11 protein-coding genes are annotated in these 17,621 nt (G+C 71.5%); 7 read left to right on the forward strand and 4 right to left on the reverse strand.

Going from position 1 to position 17,621, the window contains the following annotated elements:
- The first annotated feature begins 198 nt into the window (after window positions 1-198).
- The 3 genes from BH708_RS04430 to BH708_RS04440 all read left to right on the forward strand — a co-directional run bounded on the left by BH708_RS04430 (window position 199) and on the right by BH708_RS04440 (window position 6,414).
- A complete protein-coding gene (locus BH708_RS04430) occupies window positions 199-3,627 on the forward strand; it encodes a bifunctional proline dehydrogenase/L-glutamate gamma-semialdehyde dehydrogenase (protein ID WP_076810780.1) in 3,429 nt (1,142 codons plus the stop codon).
- 181 nt (window positions 3,628-3,808) lie between these two features.
- Entirely contained in the window at window positions 3,809-5,023 is a 1,215-nt protein-coding gene (locus BH708_RS04435) for an acyltransferase family protein (protein ID WP_083713273.1), read from the forward strand.
- A gap of 98 nt (window positions 5,024-5,121) precedes the next feature.
- A complete protein-coding gene (locus BH708_RS04440; RefSeq protein ID WP_076806938.1) occupies window positions 5,122-6,414 on the forward strand; it encodes a glycoside hydrolase family 76 protein in 1,293 nt (430 codons plus the stop codon).
- A gap of 85 nt (window positions 6,415-6,499) precedes the next feature.
- On the opposite strand, the gene BH708_RS04445 is transcribed toward BH708_RS04440, so the two are convergent.
- Window positions 6,500-7,888 carry a UTP--glucose-1-phosphate uridylyltransferase gene (locus tag BH708_RS04445; protein WP_076810782.1) on the reverse strand — a complete coding sequence of 463 codons (1,389 nt, stop codon included), beginning with the start codon at window positions 7,886-7,888 and terminating at the stop codon, window positions 6,500-6,502.
- Window positions 7,889-8,014: 126 nt separating this feature from the next.
- Between BH708_RS04445 and BH708_RS04450 the strand changes: the two genes are divergently transcribed.
- Window positions 8,015-8,794: a DUF899 family protein gene (locus tag BH708_RS04450; protein WP_076806940.1), complete on the forward strand. Its 780-nt coding sequence runs from the start codon at window positions 8,015-8,017 to the stop codon at window positions 8,792-8,794.
- A gap of 12 nt (window positions 8,795-8,806) precedes the next feature.
- On the opposite strand, the gene BH708_RS04455 is transcribed toward BH708_RS04450, so the two are convergent.
- Window positions 8,807-10,324 carry an ATP-binding cassette domain-containing protein gene (locus BH708_RS04455; RefSeq protein WP_076806942.1) on the reverse strand — a complete coding sequence of 506 codons (1,518 nt, stop codon included), beginning with the start codon at window positions 10,322-10,324 and terminating at the stop codon, window positions 8,807-8,809.
- Window positions 10,325-10,559: 235 nt separating this feature from the next.
- On the opposite strand from BH708_RS04455, the gene BH708_RS04460 reads away from it, so the two are divergent.
- The 3 genes from BH708_RS04460 (at window position 10,560) to BH708_RS04470 (ending at window position 14,697) form a co-directional block, all read left to right on the forward strand.
- On the forward strand, window positions 10,560-11,216 hold the full coding sequence (locus BH708_RS04460; protein ID WP_076806944.1) for an HAD family hydrolase: 657 nt from the start codon (window positions 10,560-10,562) through the stop codon (window positions 11,214-11,216).
- Window positions 11,217-11,249: 33 nt separating this feature from the next.
- On the forward strand, window positions 11,250-13,088 hold the full coding sequence (gene metG, locus BH708_RS04465) for a methionine--tRNA ligase (RefSeq protein ID WP_076806946.1): 1,839 nt from the start codon (window positions 11,250-11,252) through the stop codon (window positions 13,086-13,088).
- Between the two features lie 148 nt (window positions 13,089-13,236).
- Entirely contained in the window at window positions 13,237-14,697 is a 1,461-nt protein-coding gene (locus tag BH708_RS04470) for a sugar porter family MFS transporter (RefSeq protein WP_076806948.1), read from the forward strand.
- 103 nt (window positions 14,698-14,800) lie between these two features.
- Here BH708_RS04470 and BH708_RS04475 read toward each other — a convergent pair whose 3' ends face one another.
- A complete protein-coding gene (locus tag BH708_RS04475; RefSeq protein WP_076806950.1) occupies window positions 14,801-16,666 on the reverse strand; it encodes a transketolase in 1,866 nt (621 codons plus the stop codon).
- A gap of 156 nt (window positions 16,667-16,822) precedes the next feature.
- Window positions 16,823-17,602 carry a PIG-L deacetylase family protein gene (locus BH708_RS04480; protein WP_076806952.1) on the reverse strand — a complete coding sequence of 260 codons (780 nt, stop codon included), beginning with the start codon at window positions 17,600-17,602 and terminating at the stop codon, window positions 16,823-16,825.
- Window positions 17,603-17,621: the final 19 nt, after the last annotated feature.

Genomic DNA, 17,621 nt, shown 5'->3' on the forward strand with positions numbered 1-17,621 from the left:
GTGCCTCGTCCCCGCCCCGTTCCACTCCGGTCACACAATCCGCACGCGCGCGCGATCGGATCCTCAGACGACGCGCCGGCAAAAGCTCTACGATCACTGCAGGGCAACGATGCCCCGCGCCGACCGTTCCCGCCGTGGTTGCACGGCGACCGAGGAGATGACCTGTTGTCCCCGTCGCAGTTCCCGCTCGATGAGCGCATGACCACCACGTTGACCATCGAGGATGTCGCCGCTCAGGTACGCGCCTGGGTCGAGGCCGCCGCGACCCGGCCGATCCCCGGAGCCGCGAAGATGCTCTCGGATCTGCTGCGCGATCCGCAGGGCCTGAACTTCACCCTGGACTTCGTCGACCGCGTGATCCGGCCCGAGGATCCGAAGGCCGCGGCCGTCGAGCTGCGCCGCCTGGCCCAGGACCCGCCCGGGTTCCTCCCGCCCGCGCTGCGCCGAGTGGTCTCCCTCGGCGGCAGCGCGTCCCACCTGGCCCCTTCCGTCGTCGTTCCCACGGCGCAGGCCGCCATGCGCACAATGGTCTCCCACCTCATCCTCGACGCCCGCAGCGGACCGCTGACCACCGCGATCACGCGGCTGACCGCGGACGGCACCACCTTGAACATCAATCTGCTCGGCGAGGCCGTGCTCGGGGCGAAGGAGGCGTCGCGGCGCCTGCAGGGCGTGCGCGAGCTCGTCGCCCGTCCGGACGTCGACTACGCCTCGATCAAGGTCTCGTCGATCGTGGACCACCTGCCGCTGTGGGCCGCTTCCCGGACCGTCGACCACATCGTCGAGGTCCTGCTGCCGCTCTACCTCGACGCGGCCCGCGCGGAGCACCCCACGTTCTTGAACATGGACATGGAGGAGTACCGGGACCTCGAGCTGACGCTGCAGGTCTTCGAGAAGCTCCTGGACCGCCCCGAGCTCGCCCAGCTCCACGCCGGCATCGTCCTGCAGGCGTACCTGCCCGACGCCCCCTCGGCGATGGCGCGGCTGCGCCGCTTCGCCGAGCGGCGTGTCGCCTCCGGCGGGGCCCCGGTGAAGGTGCGCCTGGTCAAGGGCGCGAATCTCGCGATGGAGAAGGTCGACGCCTCCGTGCACGGGTGGACGCAGGCTCCGCTGCTCAGCAAGGAGGAGACCGACGCGCAGTACAAGCGGATGCTGCTCGAGGCACTGCATCCCGAGCAGCTGCGGTCCGTGCAGCTGGGCGTGGCCGGGCACAACCTGTTCGACGTCGCCTTCGCGCATCTGCTGATGGGTGAGCGGGAGATCCCCGTCGGCCCCGGGAGCGGGGTCGAGTTCGAGATGCTCGCGGGCATGGCCCCGGGGCAGCAGGCCGTGGTCCGCGAGGCGACCGGCAGCATGCGGCTGTACGTCCCCGTGGTCCACCCCCGCCACTTCGATGTCGCCGTCTCCTACCTCGTGCGTCGGCTGGAGGAGAACGCGTCCTCGGAGAACTTCCTGTCGGCCGCCTTCGAGCTCGACACCGAGCCGGACCTGTTCACCCGCGAGGAGCAGCGCTTCTCCCGTGCCCTCGCCCGGGCGCTGACCGAGACCTCGGTGGCCACCCATCGTGACCAGGACCGCGCCCACGAGAGCCCCGCCGGCGAGGCCGTCGAGCTCGGGACGACGACGCTGCCGGCCGTCCCCGGGGCCTTCCGCAACACTCCCGACACCGATCTTTCCACCGCCGCGAACCAGGAATGGGCCGAGGCCGTCACCTACCGGATCCGCACCTCCGTCCTCGGGGAGCAGGAGGCGGCCGACGCCTGGATCGAGACGGTCGAGGGCGTGCAGTCGGTCCTGACCCGCGCTCTCGAGGCCCAGCAGGACTGGGCGGCGCTGCCCGTCCAGAAGCGGGCCCAGGTCCTGCGCCGCGCCGCCGGGACCCTGGCCGCACACCGCGGTGACCTGCTGGAGGTCATGGCCTCGGAGACCGGCAAGACCTTCGAGCAGGGCGACCCGGAGATCAGCGAGGCGATCGACTTCGCCCTGTACTACGCGGAGCAGGCCGAGCAGCTCGATCATCAGGAGGACGTCGCGTTCACCCCGCGCCCGCTGACGCTCGTCACCCCGCCGTGGAACTTCCCGGTGGCGATCCCCACCGGTGGGACGCTCGCCGCCCTGGTCACCGGCAGCGCCGTGATCATGAAGCCGGCCCCGCAGTCCCGGCGCTGCGGTGCCCTGATCGGCCGCCTGCTGCATGAGGCGGGCGTCCCCGAGGGGGTGCTCACCCTCGTCGACGTGCCCGAGAACGAGGTGGGTCGCGCCCTGATCTCGGATCCGCGGGTCGATCAGCTCATCCTCACCGGGGGCTCGGACACGGCCGCGCTGTTCGCGTCCTGGCGGCCCGAGCTGCGGATCCTCGCCGAGACCAGCGGCAAGAACTCGATCATCGTCACCCCGCACGCGGATCTGGATCTGGCTGCGCACGATGTCGCCACCAGCGCCTTCGGGCACGCAGGGCAGAAGTGCTCGGCCGCCTCCCTGGTGATCACCGTCGGCTCCGTCTCCGATTCCCGCCGCTTCTCCGCGCAGCTCGCCGATGCGGTGCTCAGCCTCCACGTCGGCGAGCCGACGGATCCGACCGTCCAGATGGGCCCGGTCATCGAGGAGCCCGGCGAGAAGCTCGCCTCCGGGCTGACGGAGCTGGCTGATGGTGAGTCCTGGCTCGCGCGCCCCCGGCAGCTGGACGGTTCCGGGCGCCTGTTCTCCCCCGGTGTGCGCGCCGGCGTCGAGGAGGGTTCCGCGTTCCACCTCACGGAGTACTTCGGTCCGATCCTCGGCGTGATCCATGCCGAGACCCTCGAGGACGCGGTGCGGATCCAGAACGGCACCGCCTACGGCCTCACCGCCGGGCTGCACTCGCTGGAACCCGCCGAGATCGCCTGGTGGACCGAGCACGTCGAGGCCGGGAACCTCTACGTCAACCGCGGCATCACCGGGGCCATCGTGCAGCGTCAGCCCTTCGGCGGCTGGAAGCGCTCGGCGATCGGGCAGACCTCGAAGGCCGGCGGCCCGAACTACCTCGTCCACCTCATGGACGCCGCCGACGCGGGGTCGGCGCTCTCGGCCGGTGACGAGGACGCCTGGCTGTCCGCCGCCCGTCACTCCGACCGCGAGCACTGGGCGAGCACTTTCGTTCCGCGGGACGTGCAGGACCTGCACGGCGAGATCAACGTCCTGCGGCATCTGCCGATCCCGGTGCTGATCCGGGCGGCCGCCGGCACGTCCGCGACCCAGCTGGCCCGCGTGCTGCATGCCGCCGCGACCGTGGACGCCGACGTCGAGGTCTCCCTGGCCGACCCGGCGCTGACCGAGGTCGCCACCGCCGCGGGTCTGTCGGGGTCCGAGGTCCAGGTGGAAGACGCCCCGACCTTCGCGCGCCGGGTGCCCGGTCTCCGCCGGCCGCGGATCCGTCTGCTCGGCGAGGCCGACGAGCATCTGCGCGCCGCGACCGCCGAGCACGTCGAGGTCGCCCTGTTCACCGGTGCCGTGGTCGCCAGCGGCCGGGTGGAGATGCTGCCGTTCCTGCACGAGCAGGCGATCAGCGCCACGGACCACCGCTTCGGCAATCCCCTGCCCCACCAGCTGGACCTCACCGGCGGACGGGGCTACGCCCGCGGACCGGCCTGACGGGCCGCCCGCGCACGGTCGTGCCGCGCGACGCGCCGAGCCCCGCGACTCGCCGCGGTGCGATCCCGGGCCTCGCCGCGCCGCGCATCTCGCCGTGCGCCGTCGGGCGCGCCTCGACCTAGCCCCGGCGCCGGGGTCGTACTCTGACGCGGTCGTCACGAGGTGAGCATCGAGGAGATCCATGACCGACGCCGATCCGAGCCGACCGCGTCCTGGTGCCCAGCATCGCCGTGCCCCGGCACTGCGGCGCCCCGGGGGCACTGCACCGTCGGCCGCCGCCGCGGCGGACCATGAACGGGATGCGGGCGTCGCGTCCCCACCAGCCACCGGCCGGGAGGATCTGCCGCCGACGCCCCCCGCGAAGACAGTGCGCGATCCGTTCCTGGACAACGCCCGCGGCATTCTCATCACCCTCGTCGTCGTCGGGCACACGCTCGAATGCTTCGACGGCAAGTCCGGGTTCCTCGGGGGCGCGATCCATACCTGGATCTATTCCTTCCACATGGCCGCATTCGTGGCCATCTCCGGGTTCCTCTCCCGCTCCTATCGCAATGAGCCGCGGCAGGTGCGCCGCCTGCTGACCGCGATGCTCGCGCCGTTCCTGATCTTCCAGATGCTCCACGAGGTCGGGAAGATGCTGCTGCTGGGCCAGGAATTCCATCTGCAGTTCGTCTCCACCGCCTGGACCCTGTGGTTCCTGCTGGCTCTGCTGATGTGGCGCCTGATCACGCCCGTGCTGCGGGTGCTGCGCTATCCGCTGGTGTTCGCCGTGGCCGTCGCGGTGATCGCTCCGCTGGATCCCGATCTGGACAGCACCTTCACCCTGGGGCGCTTCTTCGAGATGCTGCCGTTCTTCGTCCTGGGGCTGGTGACGACGCCGGCGATGCTGCAGAAGCTGAAGACGCTGCCCCACCGCGTCTGGGTCGGCGGCGGCGTTCTGCTGGCGGCGCTGGTGTTCTCCTTCGCCACCCACGAGATGTATTCGGTCTCGCGGTTCTTCCTCCGCGGCAGCTACGCCGACGGGCCCTACGAGATCTGGCTCGCGATCATCATGCAGATCCTGGTGCTCGCCGCCGGCATGGTCGGCACGGTCGCCCTGCTGCTGGCCACGCCGCTGGGACAGACGATCTGGACCGCGCTCGGTGCCCGCTCGTTGACGATCTACCTCCTGCATCCTCTGGTCCTGCTGCCGATCCGCTACATGGACGAGCCCTTCGCCTGGGTCGAGGCCTGGTGGGCGCCGCTGCCCCTGATCGTCATCGGTCTGGCGATCACCGCGGTGCTCTCCCGCGGCATCGTCGCCACCGCGACACGCTGGGTCACCGATCCGCCGATCGGGAACCTCCTGGTCAAGGACGAGGTCGCCCCGCAGGGTGGACGACGCACCGCCGCCTGAGGGGACGTCCGATCGGTACCAAGAAGCGTGCGCCGGATCACACCTCCCGCTAGCGTAGGGGCGCCCCCATCCCCGATCGCCCCGCGAGGTGCCTCGCCATGACCGACCCGGCCGTCCCCGTCTCCCCGTCGCGGCGCGGCGTGCTCTCCGCTGCGCTCACCTCCACGGCGGTCCTCGCCGTCCCTCCTGCAGCCACCGCTGCCCCCGTCGAGAGGACTCTTCCCGTCGCGTCCGAGAACGACCGCTCCCCCGTCGGCCCTGTCACCCCGAGGCAGGCCCGTGACCGGGCGGTCGCGGCCTCGGCAGCGCTTTTGACGCACTTCCGCGCCGAGACGGACCCGGACATGCTCATCGAGCGCTTCCCCCGCCAGGAGGGCGATCCGGAGTTCAGCTATGCGTGGCCGCTGTCGCAGGCTCGCGCCGCGGTCACCGAGCTCATCGCCGCGCTCACGGACGGTGGCCCGCCCACGCACACGGGCGACCTCGATCCCGACGCGGCCGATGCCGCCCTGATCCGCGCCCAGGAGCACTACTGGTACCCCGCAGGGGGCACCACCGGCCTGCCCGGCTACACCGCCGCGACCGACTCGATCCAGGGTGCCCACGGCGATTTCTACTACGACGACAACGACTGGATCGCGCTGCTCGAGATCGAACAGCACCTGCTCACCGACGGATCGGCGGGAGACCTGGATCGTGCCCGCCAGCTGCTGGACCTCTTCCGCTCCGGGGAGTCCACCGACCAGAGCCTGGCCTCCCCCGGCGGCATCTTCTGGACTCAGGCTGACTGGAACCGGGATCGCAACACCGTCTCCACCGTGCCGTCGGCGAAGGTCGCCCTGCGGTGGCATCAGCTCACCGGGGATCCCGCTGCCCTCGAGGACGCCCTGCGCTGGATGTCCTGGGCCCGGGAGACCCTGCTGGCACCGGAGGGTCTGTACTGGGACAACATCAAGCCCGACGGGCAGATCGACACGACCTTCTGGACCTACAACCAGGGCGTCCCGCTCGGGGCCGAGGCGCTCGCCTATGAGATCACCGGCGAGAGCGTCCACCGGGACAACGCCCTGGATCTGGTCGAGGCGATCTTCGCGCGGTATCGCCCGTTCGAGGACGGCGGTCCCTTCGACGAGCAGCCGCTCCAGTTCAACGCCATCCTCCTGTCGAACCTGCTGATGGCGGAGTCGATCCTGGGCAGCCGCGTCCGAGGTCGGGAGATCACCGAGGAGTACGCGCAGCGACTCTGGGACACCCGGCGCGATCCCGAGACCGACCTGGTCACCGATTCGCGAGAGACCGACGCCGGGACCCACCTGCTCGATCAGGCCGGTTTCGCCCGCTCCCTCGCGCTCGCCGCAGCGCCACGTCCACTCTGGCCCCACCTGAGCTGACTGAGCAGACGGCCCTGCGCGCATCGCCGTGCCCGGCGCCGCGGTGCCGAAAGCAGCACATCCGGACCCGCGCCCCGCTGCTCGCTCAGGCCGGGCTGACCGTGCCGACGCGGGCACCCTCGGGCACCTCGCCGCCCTCGGCGCCCAGCACGGCATCTCCGACCACGGTGACGTCGCCGCCGAAGGTCCAGTCTCCCTGGACGTCCAGGCTGACGGCGTCCTTGAGCGAGGGCACGCCGTGCGAGAAGCGCGGCTCGAAGTCGCCGATCAGCTTGTAGGACGCCGCGCTCAGCGACACCGACGGCACCGTGTCGACCCGCTGGACCAGGGCCGCGCGCTCGTCGAGGTCGTACACGTCGGAGCGGATCAGCATCAGGTCGCTGGTGGCCTTGACCGGCAGGAAGCGGTCCCGGCCCACGACGATCGCGGTCGCCCCGTCGAACACCTCGATCGCTGCGCCCATGGCGGATTCGAGCTGGTAGACGGCCGGGCTCGACGAGTCTGAGGGGTCGACGGTCTTCTCGTTGCGGATCAGCGGCAGGCCCATGACGCCCTTGCGCTCCTTCAGCACGGCGTCGAGCTTCTCCAGATCGAACCAGAGGTTGTTGGTGTGGAAGAAGGGGTGGCGGTGCTCGTCGGTGAAGTAGTCCATCTCCTCGGCCGGGGTCTGCGCGGTGTCACGCAGGATGAGACGGCCGTCGGACGTGCGCACCGCCAGGTGACCGCCCTTGCGGTCCGCGGGCGTCCGGCGGCACAGCTCGGCGGCATAGGGGGGCCCGGTGGAAGCGAACCAGGAGGCCAGGACGGGGCTGGGGACGGTGCCGAGGTTGTCGGAGTTGGAGACGGAGGCGTAGGTGAAGCCGGCGTCCAGCAGCTGCTGGAGCAGCCCGGAGGTCTGCAGGGCGGTGTAGAGGTCGCCGTGGCCGGGCGGGCACCATTCCAGCGCCGGGTCCTGCTCCCAGGTGACCGGCGTGAGGTCGTCGGTGCGGAGCTTGGGCTCCTTGTTCTGCAGGAAGTCCAACGGCAGGTCGCCGACACGCAGGTCGGGATACTTCTCGAGCACGGCGAGGGTGTCCTCGCGCGTGCGGAAGGAGTTCATGAAGATCAGCGGCAGCCGCGAGCCGGTTCCGCGCCGGGCGGCCAGGACCTGCTCGACCAGGAGGTCCAGGAAGTTCTTGCCGTCCCGCACGGGCAGCAGGGACTTGGCCTGGTCCAATCCCATCGAGGTGCCGAGCCCGCCGTTGAGATTGATGATGGCGAGCCGGTCGAAGACCTGTTTGGCGTGGGCGGGATCGATCGTGACGTCCTCGAGCAGCGGCGGGTCGAGGTAGGGCTCGATCGTGCCCTCGGGGATGGTGCCGGTGACCCCCTCCTCGAGCTGACCGTAGTAGTGGGTGAAGACGTCGATGGCGGTCCGGGCGACCCCGGCATCGGCCATCTTCTGCTGGGCGGCCTGAAGTCCTTCGTTGCTCATGGTCACAGGGTATCCAGTGATCGCCACCCGCCCCGAATCCCTTCCGTCGCCGCGGCACGAGTGCTTGACTGGATACCGCCGCGCCACAGGCACCGCCGCCCGGCGCGCGAGGCCCGGGAGGACACCATGACGCACTCGCCGCAGGACCCGACCACCGCCCGAGAGGGCCTCCCGCCCGTCGTCGACCGTGCCACCTGGCAGGCCGAGCGCGATGCGCTGCTGGTGCGCGAGAAGGAGCACACCCACGCGGGTGACGCCCTGGCCGCCGAGCGCCGACGACTGCCCATGCTGGAGGTCGATGCCGCCACCGAGGTCGTCGGCCCGGACGGTCCGGTCCCCTTCCTCGACCTGTTCGAGGGGCGCCAGGAGCTGATCGTCTACCAGCACATGTGGTGGGACGGCGCGCCGCACCAAGGTCAGTGCGAGGGCTGCACGGTGACCGCCTGGCACCTGCAGGACGCGACGTACCTCAATGCCCGCGGCGTCTCCTTCGCGATCCTCACCACCGGGGCGTGGGAGGAGGTCGCCCCCTTCGTTGAGTTCATGGGCTACGCGCAGCCCTGGTACTCGGTCCGCGGCCTCGACGGCCCGATCGGCGGCGAGATGGGCTACCTGGCCTGCTTCGTGCGCGACGGCGAGAGGGTCTTCCTCACCTACTCGACGACGGGCCGCGGGAACGAGATCGCCGAACCCGGCCTCGCCCTCCTCGACCACACGCCCTTCGGCCGCGGCGAGGCCTGGCAGGAGATGCCGCCGGGACGCGAGGCGGACCAACCGGCCTGCTGGTACTGGCGCACCGACGCCGACGGGAACGCCGCCTGGGGGCCGACGAGCCGCCCCGTCCCCCAGTGGACCCGGCCCGGGGCCACGCCGGAGACGACCCTGGGTCGCCGCGGCGACCACTGAGGACAGCGCCGCTCACTCCGTCCTCGTCCCGCCGAGCACGAGCCGCGGCCAGTGCGCGAGCGCGCGCAGCATCCAGCGGTCGTGGGTGGCGAGCACCACGGCCGACGGGGACTGCTCGAGCGCGGAGAGCAGGTCGTCGACCCCGCTGATGCCGAGGTGGTTCGTCGGCTCGTCCAGCAGCAGCACGTCGGGACGGCGGCCGAACAGCGTCGCCAGGTCCCGGCGCCGTCGCTCCCCCGGACTGCCCCGGTGCACCGCGGGACGCTCGTCCTCCTGGGGCAGACGGGCGATCCGTGCGCCGCCGAGCACCCGCACCCCGCCGCTGTCCGGGGGAAGCTCCCCGGCGAGCACGCGCAGCAGAGTGGTCTTGCCCGCCCCGTTGGGGCCGACGACGAGCAGGCGGTCCCCGCCCTCGAGCCGCAGCGTCGTCCGCTCCAGGCGCCCGGTGACGTGCACGTCGTCGGCCCGCAGGAGCGGCGCGCCGACCGTGGTGCTCGCGGCGGGCAGGGTGAGCCTCGGGGGCGGGGGCGGGACGTCGAGACGGTGCTCCTCGAGCCGGTCGAGCCGGTCGTTCATCGCCCGCACCACGCCGGGGGCACGAGTCTGGCGCTGGTGCTTCCCGGTGCCCTTGGGCGGTCGCCAGCCGGTCGACAGCCGCGAGCGGGCCTCCTCGGCCCGGGAGCTCAGCCGCGCATGCTCCTCCTGCTGGGCGCGGTGGGCCTCCTCCCAGGCGGCCCGGGCGCGGTCGCGGACCTCCTGCCACCGCTGCAGGCCGCCGCCGACCAGCAGGGCACGACCGTCGCGGGTCGGATCGAGGTCGAGCACCGCGGTGGCGACGTCCGCGAGCAGAGCCCGGTCGTGGGTGACCAGGGCGAGCGCGCCGGGGTGCTCCCGCAGGGCGCGGGTGAGGTGGTCGAGTCCGCGGGCGTCGAGGTGGTTGGTCGGCTCGTCCAGCAGCAGCAGGTCGTCGCGGGCGGCGAGGACCCCGGCCAGGCGCACCCGGTAGCGCTGACCCACCGAGAGCGTCGCGAGGGCGCGGGTGCGGTCGGTGACCGCCTCGACCTCGTCCAGGGCGACCTCGAGCCGGCGCGGGGCGTCCCAGGCGTCCATGGCGGTGACCAGGGCCAGTGCCGCGTCGTAACGTGCACTCGCGGCGGGGCCGACGTCGTCCGCCAGCGCCGCTGACGCCTCGTCGAGCTCGGCCAGCGCGTGCAGGGGCCGGGCGAGCAGCTCATCGAGCAGGTCCCCGACGGTGCGTTCCGCGGTGGTCACCGGCAGGTCCTGCTGGACCACGCCGAGGCTGCCGTGGCGCTCGAGGGTGCCGGCGTCGGGCTCGAGGGCCCCGGCCAGCACCTCGAGCAGGGTGGTCTTGCCGCGTCCGTTCTCGCCGACCACGGCGAGGCGGTCGCCCGGGGCGAGCGTGAGGTCGAGCCCGTCGTGCAGCACCCGTCCGCCGCGGGCCAGGCGCAGGTCCCGGGCGCGAAGATGCGCGGTGCCGGTGGACGGGAGAGAGGAGGTGTGTGAGGTCATGTCGTGCCTTCCGGTGGTGGGTCACCGGGCATGGCGAAACGGCCGCCCGGTCATGGTCCGGACGACGGCGTGGGGGTGTGCTCGTGCGCCGCCGTCAGCGGCGGACGCGGGGGCGCGCCACGTGGGCGGCGCTCGACATGACGATGTTCATGCCCTCCACGGTAGGCCGCCGCGCGGGAGCTGTCACGGCAATTCCCGTCGATGGTGAGCGCGCACCCGCTCCTAGGATGGCTCGATGGCCCCTCCCCCGACTTCTCTGCAACAGCTGCGCGCCCTGGTCTCAGCCCACGACGTGCGCGCGGTGGTCTCCGACCTCGACGGGGTGCTGCGGGTCTTCGATCCCTCCCTGTGGGACCGGCTCGACCACCGCGCCGGCGTCGCACCGGGCACGGCCTTCGCGGCCATCCTCGGTCACCCCTTCCTCGAGGAGGTCACCCGCGGTCGCGGCACCCACGCGCAGTGGCGGGAGCGCTGCGTCGACGAGCTCGTGGCGCAGGGGGCCGCTCCCGCGGCCGCGCGGGAGACCGTGCGGCTCTGGGCGGGCACCCCGGCGCGGCTCGACCGGGAGGTGCTCGCACACCTGCTGCGCTTCCGCGAGGACGGGCTGGGGGTGTTCGTCCTGACCAACGGCACCGATCGCGTCCCCGAGGAGCTGGACGAGCTGGGGCTGACCGGCTTCCTCGGCCCGCGCCGACGATTCCTGCTGAACACGGCGGACCTCGGCGCCGCCAAGCCCGAGCGCGAGGCATTCGCCCGCGCCCACGCCCGCCTCACGCAGGAGCTGACCAGCGTCCTCCGTCCTGACCAGGTCGCCTTCCTCGACGATTCGGCCGGGCACGTGCGCGGGGCGGAGGAGTTCGGCTGGCGCGCCGTGCGCCATGATCGCGGCTGAGACCGGGCCCGCCCTCCTCTAGACTCGACTGCTATGAGCACAGTCCTGTCCGCGGTCGCCTGGCCGTACGCCAACGGTCCCCGCCATATCGGTCATGTCGCCGGCTTCGGCGTCCCCTCCGACGTCTTCTCCCGCTACATGCGCATGGCCGGCCACGACGTGCTCATGGTCTCCGGCACCGACGAGCACGGCACACCGATCCTGGTGGAGGCCGATAGAGAGGGCATCACGGCCCGCGAGCTCGCCGACCGCAACAACCGTCTGATCGTCGAGGACCTCGTGGCGCTGGGCCTCAGCTACGACCTGTTCACGCGGACCACCACCCGCAACCATCACCAGGTGGTCCAGGACATGTTCGTCGCGGTGCGCGAGAACGGCTACATGGTCGAGAAGAGCACCTCCGGGGCGATCTCCCCGTCGACCGGCCGCACCCTGCCGGACCGCTACATCGAGGGCACCTGCCCGATCTGCGGTGCCGGCGGTGCCCGCGGCGACCAGTGCGACACCTGCGGCAATCAGCTGGACCCCACGGATCTGATCGACCCCGTCTCGCGCATCAACGGCGAGACCCCGGAGTTCATCGAGACCTCGCACTGGTTCCTGGACCTGCCCGCCCTGGCCGGGGAGCTCGGGCGCTGGCTCGACGAACGGGAGGCCACGGGTCTGTGGCGCCCGAACGTGATCCGCTTCAGCCAGAACATCCTCGACGACATCAAGCCCCGCGCGATGACCCGGGACATCGACTGGGGCATCCCGGTGCCGGGCTGGGAGGATCAGCCCAACAAGCGTCTGTACGTGTGGTTCGACGCCGTGATCGGCTACCTCTCCGCGTCCATCGAGTGGGCCCGGCGCTCCGGCGATCCCGAGGCGTGGCGGAGGTGGTGGAACGATCCCGACACCCTCGCCTACTACTTCATGGGCAAGGACAACATCGTCTTCCACTCCCAGATCTGGCCGGCGGAGATGATCGCCCAGAACGGCGCGGGCGACAAGGGCGGCGAGCCCGGGAAGTTCGGCGAGCTGACACTGCCCACCGAGGTCGTCTCGAGCGAGTTCCTCACGATGGAGGGCAAGAAGTTCTCCTCCTCCAAGGGCATCGTCATCTACGTGCGCGACGTCCTCGAGCGCTACCAGCCCGATGCTCTGCGGTACTTCATCTCCGCCGCCGGCCCGGAGAACCAGGATGCGGACTTCACCTGGTCCGACTTCGTCTCTCGCACCAACAACGAGCTGGTCGCGGGCTGGGGGAACCTGATCAACCGCACCGCGGCCATGATCGCCAAGAACGTCGGCGAGATCCCTCCCGCCGGCGACCTCGAGGAGATCGACGAGCAGCTGCTCGGCGCGATCCGGGAGGGCTTCGACACCGTCGGGACGCTCATCGAGGCCCACCGCCAGCGGGCCGCGATCACCGAGGCCATGCGCCTGGTCGGCGAGGCGAACGCCTACGTCTCCCGCACCGAGCCGTTCAAGCTGAAGGCCGAGGAGCAGCGCCCGCGCCTGCTGACGGTGCTGCACGTCCTCGCCCAGGCCGTCACCGATCTCAACACGATGCTCGCCCCGTTCTTGCCGCAGTCCGCCAATGCGGTCGAGCGGGCCCTGGGCGGCGACCGGCAGATCGCCCCGCTGCCGCACATCGTGGAGGTCGAGGACCTCGATGGCGGCCCCTCCTACCCCGTCATCACCGGCGACTACACCGACGTCCCGTCCTGGGGACACCACCCGGTGGCCGTGGGGCAGACGGTCGTCAAGCCCGTCCCGGTCTTCGTCAAGCTCGACCCGGCCGTCGCCGAGCAGGAGCTCGAGCGCCTCGAGGCCGCCGCCGAGACCGGTGAGGGGAACGACGACGAGGACGCGCCCGGCCACGACTGACTGCTCCGCGAGGATGTGACGGTCATCACGGCTCCGGTCGGAGCGCGTCGTGCGGCCGCGCCCCTCGCGTGACCGGCTGCCTGCTGCCTCAGGCCGTTCCGGGGTACCGTCGGCCTCACCCCGTCCCCGACCCGGAGGCACCGTTCTCATGTCGACAGCAGAGGGATCCGCCGGCTCTTCGGCGGAGCATGCACAGCACCTGAATCCCAAGGTGATCGTCATCAGCGTCGCCGCCGCGGTCGGCGGCTTCCTGTTCGGCTTCGACACCTCCGTCATCAACGGCGCCGTTGACGCGCTGTCCGAGGAGTTCACGCTCGGATCCGGTCTGACCGGTTTCGCCGTCTCCTCCGCGCTGCTGGGGAGCGCCGTGGGCGCCTGGTTCGCCGGCAGCCTCTCCAGCCGGTACGGGCGCGTGAAGGTGATGGTGATCGCGGCGGTTCTGTTCTTCGTCTCGGCGATCGGATCCGGCCTCGCCATCGGGGTATGGGATCTGATCGCCTGGCGCATCCTCGGCGGCCTGGGCGTGGGGGCGGCCAGCATCATCGCCCCCGCCTACATCGCGGAGGTGGCCCCGGCGCGGTACCGCGGCCGGCTGGGCTCGCTCCAGCAGCTGTCGATCGTGCTGGGCATCTTCGCCGCGCTGCTGTCGAACGCCCTGCTCGCCGACGTCGCCGGCGGCGCGGCGGCGACCCTCTGGTTCGGGGTGCCCGCCTGGCGGTGGATGTTCCTGATCGAGGCGGTCCCTGCCGTCTTCTACGGCGTGTTCGCGCTGAAGCTGCCGGAGTCACCGCGGTTCCTGGTCGCGACGGGGAAGTTCGACGAGGCCTCTCGGGTGCTGTACCGGTTCACCGGTGAGCTCGACGTGAACCTGAAGATCGATCAGATCCGCAGCTCCCTGGAGCGGGAGCAGCGCGAGACCCTCCGGGACCTGCTCGGGGACCGCCTCGGGCTGAGGCCGATCGTCTGGGTGGGGATCCTCCTGGCCGCGCTCCAGCAGCTCCTCGGCATCAACGTGATCTTCTACTACTCGACGACGCTGTGGCAGTCCGTCGGCTTCGAAGAGTCCCAGGCGTTCTTGACCAGCACGATCACCTCGGTGATCAATATCATCGCCACGATCGTGGCGATCCTGCTGGTGGACCGCGTGGGCCGCCGACCCATGCTGCTGATCGGCTCCGCCGGCACCACGATCTCCCTGGCGGCGATGGCTGTCGCCTTCTCCTTCGCCGAGAAGGGCGCGGGCGACGCCGTCTCGCTCCTGGACCCCTGGTCCACGGTCGCCCTGATCGGCGCCAACGCGTTCGTGGTGTTCTTCGCGACCACCTGGGGCCCGATCATGTGGGTGATGCTCGGGGAGATGTTCCCCAATCGCATCCGCGCCTCCGCCCTGGCCGTCGCAGGCGCCACCCAATGGATCGCGAACTTCCTGGTGTCCACGACGTTCCCCGCCATGTCGCAGGTCGGCCTGACCTTCGCCTACACGGTCTACACCGTCTTCGCGGCGATCTCGTTCGTCTTCGTGGTGCGCCTGCTCCCGGAGACGAAGGGCAGAGAACTCGAGGACATGGACGACCTGCAGCTCGGCCGACGGGACGAGCGAGCCTCCTGACCTCGAGCCGCCGCCGGGCCGAGGACTCCCCTCCGCCGGGCACGGCGACGGCCGCGCCTCGATGCGGGATCGAGGCGCGGCCGTCGTCGTGGGGAGCGTCCGCTCAGGCCTCCAGCAGGCTGCGGGCCGCCGCCGCGATGTGCGCGGCGTCGATCCCGGCCCAGTCCAGCAGCTCGGCGGGGGTGCCCGATCCAGGCACGCCGTCCACGGCGAGGTGCTCGAGGTGGAGGTCCTGGATGCTCTCCCGGGCGAGGCCGGCGAGCACCGCGGCACCGAGTCCGCCCTCGGCGTGGTGGTCCTCGGCGACGACCACCCGTCCCCCGGTCGACTCGACGGCGGCACGGATGCCGTCGACGTCGATCGGCTTGACCGAATAGGCGTCGATCACGCGGGCGCGGATGCCCTGTTCGGCGAGCGTCGCCGCGGCGGACAGCGCCTGGTGCAGCGTGACGCCGGCGCCGATCAGGGTGACGTCGTCGGATTCCGAGCTGACCAGCGTCTTGGAACCGCCGACGGGGAACTCCTCGCCCGCCTCGTACAGCACCGGGTAGCCGCCGCGGGTGGTGCGCAGGTAACTGACACCGGAGGTCGCAGCCATCTGCTCGACGAGCTTCGCCGTCGATGTCGCGTCCGAGGGGTACAGCACCGTCGAGTCCTGGAGGGCCGCGAACAGCGCGAGGTCCTCCAGGCCCATCTGGGAGGGCCCGTCGGCGCCGATCTCGACGCCGGCGTGGGAGCCGACCATCCGCAGGTCCACCCGGGAGACGGGAGCCATCCGCAGGAAGTCCGCGGCGCGGGTGAGGAACGCCGCGAAGGAGGAGGCGAAGGCGATGTGGCCTCGTACGGACAGCCCGGTGGCGGCCGCCACCAGCTGCTGCTCGGCGATGAACATCTCGAAGTACCGCTCCGGGAACTCCTCCACGAAGTCGCCGGTGCCGGTGGAGTTGGAGACCTCGCCGTCCAGGGCGACCACGCGAGGATCGGCGTGGCCGAGGGCGACCAGGGCCTTGCCGTAGGCCTTGCGGGTGGCGAGCTCCTCCCCCATCTCGAAGGTGGGCAGCTCGACGGGACGCACCTCGGGCACGGACCGGGTGACCTCGGGCGGCCGAGGACCGCGCACGAGCAGGTCGCGCTGCCCGCCGAGCTCGTCGATCGCCTCCTTCTCCTCGTCCTCGGGGATCGGCTTGCCGTGCTTGTTCTCCTGGTCCTCGACCGCGGAGTAGCCCTTGCCCTTGACGGTGCGGGCGAGGATCACGATCGGGCGATCACCGGGCTCATCGGCCTGGGCGAGGGCGTCGTCGATCTGCTGGATGTCGTGGCCGTCGATGACGAGAGCACGGGCCCCGAAGGCCTCCACCCGCGCGGCGTAGGCATCGAGGTCCCAGCCGAGTTCGGTGGGACCGCGCTGGCCGAGCCGGTTGACGTCGACGATGGTGACGAGGTTGGTGAGCCCGTAGTGGGAGGCCTTGTCGAGCGCCTCCCAGATGGAGCCTTCGGCCATCTCGCTGTCGCCGCACAGGACCCACACGCGGTAGGGAGCCTGCTCGAGGTGTTTGCCGGACAGCGCGACGCCGACGCCGTCGGGAAGGCCCTGGCCGAGGGAGCCGGTGGCGACGTCGACCCAGGGCAGCACCGGGGTGGGGTGGCCCTCGAGACGCTGGTCGAAACGTCGGTAGCCGGTCATCAGCTCCTCGTCGGAGACCACGCCGACCGCCTTGTAGACCGCGTACAGCAGGGGGGAGGCGTGGCCCTTGGAGAAGATCAGATGGTCGTTGCCGTCGGCCGCGGGGTCGTCCCAGTCGTACCGCAGGTGGCGGGACACCAGCGTGGCCAGCAGGTCGGCGGCCGACATGCTGGAGGTGGGGTGCCCGGACCCGGCGGCGGTGGAGGCGCGGACGGAGTCGACGCGCAGCTGCGCGGCGAGCTCGGGGATCTGCGAGAGGTCGAGCCCCTCGTGCATGGTGGACATGGACTGCTCCTTCCCGGATCCGGGGGGCGCGGGAACGCGTCAGCGGATCCGTGGCTCGTCGTCCGGTGCTGCCCCCAGCCTAGGAACGTTCCGCGCGGCGCGCCAAGGACCAGGGCGACCGAGCGGTCCCGTCCCATGTCTCGAGACGGTGTCAGGTCACTCCCCGAGACCGCCGAGGTCGTGGGCCCGCACGGTCACCGCGTGCTCGCACCCGGCAGCCGTGCCGCCGGCGCGCAGGATCTCGGGGATGAAGTCCTCGGGGGCGGGGTCGCCGGTGACGTGCTCGAGGTACGCCTCGTGGGCACGCAGGGAGTCGACCGCAGCCTGCACGTGCGCGGTGCTGACGGCCTTGGCGTGGGTCGGCTCGGGATGGCCCAGGACCAGCAGGGCGCGCGCGGGCCAGGGCTCCAGCCCCTCGTCCTCGAGCAGCTCGCGGAACACCCAGGGGTTGGCGGCGTCCCGGGTGCCGTCCGCCGCGCTGATCCCCGCCGCCCGGTGATCGGCCTGATTCAGCGAACCATAGGCCTCCAGATCGAAGTTCGCCGTCAGCACGAGGTCCGGGCGCACCTGGCGGACCGCACGGGCGATGTCCCGGCGCAGAGCCAGGGTCGCCTCCAGCATGCCGTCGGGATGCTCGAGGATCCGCAGCTCCTTCACGCCGACGACCTCGCAGGCGCGCTGCTGCTCCCGGGCGCGCAGCGGGGCGACGATCGTCGGATCCTCGGCCATCCCGGCCTCGCCGCGGGTCAGCAGCAGGTAGGTCACCTCGACGCCCGCCTCGGACCAGGCGCGCACGGCCGCGGAGGCGCCGTACTCCATGTCATCGGGGTGGGCCACGACGCACAGCACCCGCTCGATCCCCTCCTCGGGCAGGGCGGGCAGGACGGTGGGGACGGCATGCTCGGACACAGCAGTCGCAGCGGTCGCAGAACTCATGGGGGCTCCTCCCGGTGGG

This window comes from Brachybacterium sp. P6-10-X1 (assembly GCF_001969445.1).
In the GTDB taxonomy this organism is placed as follows: domain Bacteria; phylum Actinomycetota; class Actinomycetes; order Actinomycetales; family Dermabacteraceae; genus Brachybacterium.

Bases quoted from the DNA above. Each gene is read 5' to 3' on its own strand.
- BH708_RS04430 (WP_076810780.1), top strand. From the start codon at position 199: ATGACCACCACGTTGACCATCGAGGATGTCGCCGCTCAGGTACGCGCC.
- BH708_RS04435 (WP_083713273.1), top strand. From the start codon at position 3,809: ATGACCGACGCCGATCCGAGCCGACCGCGTCCTGGTGCCCAGCATCGC.
- BH708_RS04440 (WP_076806938.1), top strand. From the start codon at position 5,122: ATGACCGACCCGGCCGTCCCCGTCTCCCCGTCGCGGCGCGGCGTGCTC.
- BH708_RS04445 (WP_076810782.1), bottom strand. From the start codon at position 7,888: ATGAGCAACGAAGGACTTCAGGCCGCCCAGCAGAAGATGGCCGATGCC.
- BH708_RS04450 (WP_076806940.1), top strand. From the start codon at position 8,015: ATGACGCACTCGCCGCAGGACCCGACCACCGCCCGAGAGGGCCTCCCG.
- BH708_RS04455 (WP_076806942.1), bottom strand. From the start codon at position 10,324: ATGACCTCACACACCTCCTCTCTCCCGTCCACCGGCACCGCGCATCTT.
- BH708_RS04460 (WP_076806944.1), top strand. From the start codon at position 10,560: ATGGCCCCTCCCCCGACTTCTCTGCAACAGCTGCGCGCCCTGGTCTCA.
- metG (WP_076806946.1), top strand. From the start codon at position 11,250: ATGAGCACAGTCCTGTCCGCGGTCGCCTGGCCGTACGCCAACGGTCCC.
- BH708_RS04470 (WP_076806948.1), top strand. From the start codon at position 13,237: ATGTCGACAGCAGAGGGATCCGCCGGCTCTTCGGCGGAGCATGCACAG.
- BH708_RS04475 (WP_076806950.1), bottom strand. From the start codon at position 16,666: ATGTCCACCATGCACGAGGGGCTCGACCTCTCGCAGATCCCCGAGCTC.
- BH708_RS04480 (WP_076806952.1), bottom strand. From the start codon at position 17,602: ATGAGTTCTGCGACCGCTGCGACTGCTGTGTCCGAGCATGCCGTCCCC.